Consider the following 4278-nt stretch of genomic DNA (forward strand, 5'->3'; position numbering starts at 1 on the left):
GGCAACCATCGAGGGATCTGAATTACCTGAAGGTAGGTTACTTAATATATAACGATTTGGCCACCGTTCGTGCATCCACTTGGCAAGCACGAATCCTCTTGGGGACATGTTTGATTTTAGATGTTATCTGTGCTATGGTTAGAAACATTGTCTGCGGATATGGCGGAATTGGTAGACGCGCCAGATTTAGGTTCTGGTTTCGCAAGAAGTGAAGGTTCAAGTCCTTTTATCCGCATTTTAAACATGTATTTTTTAGCGTTCGATCGGATGTACGATCGGACGCTAATGTTTTAGAAGATGTTTTGAAAGTATTGTTTGTAACTTAGACCCTAGAGAATCCCCCTAAATCCCCCTTAAAAAGGGGGACTTCCGGATCTTGTTCCCCCCTTTTTAAGGGGGGTTAGGGGGGATTCAGATCTCAAAACGAAGTCCGACTTGTGTATACACCGTAGCCTTTTTAAGGGGGCTAGGGGGGATCTACCGCTCGAAACGAAGTCTAACCGACTTGTGTATGCACCGTAGCTTTTTATGAGTAGTTTTAATGGACTGTGACATTTGCGGTAGGCGATTTCGCGCTATCCTTTACTGTTGAATCTCGATCGACAGCAACGGCAACTACCCCAACATGGACAAAGCTACCATTCCTCTCCTTCCCGTCAATCAGGATGAGATAAATAACATCCTCTGGCGGGCTTGTGATACGTTCCGTGGGACGATCGATGCTAGCGAGTACAAGAATTATCTCCTAGTAATGCTCTTCGTTAAATACGTCAGCGATTCGTGGACTGAACATTACGAGCAATTGCAGGTACAGTATGGCGATGACAAGGAGCGAATTCTGCGGCGATTGGAGCGGGAGCGGTTTGTATTGCCCCCTGATTGTCGGTTTGATGATGTCTATACCAAGCGGAACGATACCAACCTCGGCGAGGTAATTAACAAGGCATTGGAGCAGATTGAGGAAGCGAATAAACTCAAGCTGGCGGGGGTGTTTCGGAATATTGATTTTAATAGTGAGGCGAATTTAGGGCAGACGCGGGAACGGAATACGCGGTTGAAGATGCTGTTGGAAGATTTCGCCAATCCGAAGCTAGATTTGCGCCCATCCCGTATCGGCAATCTGGTTGTAATTGGCTACGCCTACGAATACCTGATTGCTAAATTCGCCGCCGGAGCGGGGAAGAAAGCGGGGGAATTTTACACGCCTGGGGAAGTCTCGGAATTGATGGCGGAATTAGTCGCGCCTCAACCAGGAGAACGGATTTGCGATCCTACTTGCGGTTCGGGTTCGCTGTTGATTAAGTGTGCCAACTATGTGCGCCGTCAGGGGAGTGATAACTATAGCCTGTTCGGGCAGGAGAATACGGGCGGAACTTGGGCTTTAGCCAAGATGAATATGTTTCTACATGGGGTAGATAGTGCGCGGGTAGAGTGGGGCGATACGATTCGCAATCCCAAGCTGTTGGAAAATGATAAGCTGATGCGGTTTGAAGTGGTGGTAGCCAATCCGCCGTTTAGTCTCGATAAATGGGGCGCGGATGATGTGGCATCCGACAGGTTCAAACGCTTCAATCGGGGCATTCCCCCCAAGGGTAAGGGCGATTTTGCCTTTATCTCCCACATCGTCGAAACCATGAGCCTAGAGCGCGGCAGAGTGGCGGTAGTGGTGCCCCACGGCGTGTTATTTCGGGGCAGTAGTGAGGGGAAGATTCGCCAACAATTAATCGCCGAAAATCTGTTAGATGCGGTGATTGGTTTACCGAGCAATCTCTTTTTCGGTACGGGAATTCCGGCGGCGGTGTTGGTATTTAAGCGGAATAAACCAGACAACAAGGTGCTATTTATCGATGGCAGTCGGGATTATGCCGATGTGAAAACCCAGAACAATCTCAGAGCGGAAGATATCGCCAAGATTGTCGCGGCATACACGCAGCGGGAAACCGTGGAGAAGTACGCTTATTTGGCGGGGTTTGATGAGATTGGGGAGAATGATTTTAATCTGAATATTCCCAGGTATGTGGATACTTTTGAGGAGGAGGCGGAGATCGATATTGGGGCGGTGCAGGCGGAGATCGATGGTTTGGAGGAGGAGTTATCTAAGGTTAAGTTTCGGATGGTTGGCTATCTTGAGGAGTTGGGTTTATGAAAATTAAGCTATGGGAAACAAAACAACTTGATGAGGTAGCTACTTTTTCTTCTGGAGGAACACCAAGTAAAGAAGAGTCCAATTATTGGGAAGGTGATTACCCTTGGGTGAGTGCCAAAGATATGAAATCCTTTAGCATAAAAGATGCTGGGCTTAAATTAACACCTGAAGGTTTAGCTATGGCAAAAATAGCTAAAAAAGGGTCAGTTCTTGTGCTGGTTAGAGGTATGACTCTTCTAAAAGATTTGCCAGTTGGATATGTAGAGCGTGACGTTGCATTTAATCAAGACATTAAAGCTCTTGTTGCTAAAAGTGGAGTTTCAGGTTTATTTCTTGCCTATGCTTTAATTGCTAATAAAAATCGAATATTAAATTTAGTTAATGTCGCTGGACACGGAACCGGACGATTAGACACAACTTTACTTAAAGAATTTCCAATAGATTTACCGCCGCTTTTAGAACAGTGTAGGATTGCGGAGATGCTTGGGGTTTGGGATGAGTCGATCGATCTGCTGGAGAAGTTGATTGGGAGGGTTCGATCGCGCAAGCAGGGGCTGATGCAGCAGTTGTTGACTGGTAAGAAGCGTTTTAAGGAATTTGAGGGTAGCGATAATCGACAAAAAACTCTATATGGTTCATTGCCATCAGATTGGAAATATATACCCATTGCTGATATTGCCCAAGAGTATTCCACAAAAAATAAACAAGCAAATGATTTGACAGTACTATCATGTTCAAAGTACAAAGGTTTAGTAAATTCTCTTGAGTATTTTGGAAAGCAAGTATTTAGTGAAGATACATCGACTTACAAGATAGTTAAGTATGGAATGTTTGCTTATGCTACGAATCACATCGACGAAGGATCGATCGGTTATCAGAATTTATGCGATAAAGCTTTAATTAGCCCAATGTATACAGTGTTTAAGACTGATAGTAATAGAGTTCATGATTTATTCCTGTACTCAGTTTTGAAAACTGAATATTATAGACAAATCTTCTCTATCAATACTAGTGCATCCGTAGAAAGACGAGGTAGTCTCAGGTGGAAAGATTTTTCAAAGATAAAAGTTCCATTACCATCAATTGCAGAACAGGAAAAAATTGCTGCTGTACTCTCTGCTGCCGATGAGGAAATATCAACGCTAGAAAAACAACTGGCTGCTTACAAGCAACAGAAACTAGGATTGATGCAGCAACTACTCACCGGACGCATCAGGATTTAGAGGATTTTAGGATTTTCAGGATTAGGGTGTTGGTGGGTGGCATCATTTTAACAACCTTCGCATCCTGCAAATAACCTAAATCCTGTTAATCTTGAAAATCCTAAAATCCTGATAGGGCAGGAAAAAATTGCTGCTGTACTCTCTGCTGCGGATGAGGAAATATCAACGCTAGAAAAACAATTGGCTGCTTACAAGCAACAGAAACTAGGATTGATGCAGCAACTACTCACCGGACGAATCAGGATTTAGAGGATTTTAGGATTTTCAGGATTGGGGTGTTGGTGGGTATCATAATCTTAATAGCCTTCGCATCCTTCACATAGCCTAATCCTGTCAATCTTGAAAATCCTAAAATCCTGATTGGCATTTTCAGGATTAGGATGTTGGTGAGCAGCAGAGATTGCGAATATATTCGCATCCATCCAGCTATCCAAGTCCTCTAAATCCCAATCATCCCCGCATCCGACAAATAACCTAATCCTGAAAATCCTAAAATCCTCTAAATCCTGATTCTCATGATGGGTGTAGGGGAACACTAGAGATGCACGCATGGGAAAATAGGCTATGGAACTCAACGACATCACATATAAAGTTAATGGCTGCGCGATGAAAGTCCACAGTAAAATGGGAAATGGCTTTCAAGAAGTCATCTATCAGCGGTGTCTCGCTATAGAATTCGACAAAGCAAAGTTAAGTTTCGGTAGAGAAGTAGAACAAAATATTTATTATGAAGGAATACAGGTAGGAACGCGCCGTGCTGATTTCTTAGTAGAGGATCGTGTCATTGTTGAAATCAAAGCCGTCATCAGACTCGAAGATGTCCATCTAGCCCAAGCAAAGAATTATGTGGTGGCTTACAATTTTCCAGTGGGTTTGTTGATAAATTTTGGTAGCCCTAGTTTGGAGTTC

General features: G+C 43.9%; 3 protein-coding genes and 1 tRNA gene. All 4 read left to right on the forward strand.

Features of this window, described 5'->3' with window-relative positions:
- Positions 1-153 precede the first annotated feature (153 nt).
- Positions 154-235: transfer RNA gene (locus RMO84_RS10140), tRNA-Leu, on the forward strand.
- A 390-nt stretch (positions 236-625) separates the two neighbouring features.
- A complete protein-coding gene (locus RMO84_RS10145) occupies positions 626-2146 on the forward strand; it encodes a type I restriction-modification system subunit M (RefSeq protein WP_310488345.1) in 1521 nt (506 codons plus the stop codon).
- Positions 2143-3369 (forward strand): restriction endonuclease subunit S, encoded by a 1227-nt coding sequence (locus RMO84_RS10150; RefSeq protein ID WP_310488346.1) that lies wholly within the window; start codon positions 2143-2145, stop codon positions 3367-3369. Before RMO84_RS10145 ends, RMO84_RS10150 begins: the two co-directional genes overlap by 4 nt.
- A 564-nt stretch (positions 3370-3933) precedes the next feature.
- A partial coding sequence (locus RMO84_RS10155; RefSeq protein WP_310488347.1) for a GxxExxY protein occupies positions 3934-4278 on the forward strand: 345 nt, incomplete at its 3' end.

Source organism: Chamaesiphon sp. VAR_69_metabat_338, from assembly GCF_031423935.1.
Taxonomy (GTDB): domain Bacteria; phylum Cyanobacteriota; class Cyanobacteriia; order Cyanobacteriales; family Chamaesiphonaceae; genus Chamaesiphon.

Bases quoted from the DNA above. Each gene is read 5' to 3' on its own strand.
- RMO84_RS10150 (WP_310488346.1), top strand. From the start codon at position 2,143: ATGAAAATTAAGCTATGGGAAACAAAACAACTTGATGAGGTAGCTACT.
- RMO84_RS10145 (WP_310488345.1), top strand. From the start codon at position 626: ATGGACAAAGCTACCATTCCTCTCCTTCCCGTCAATCAGGATGAGATA.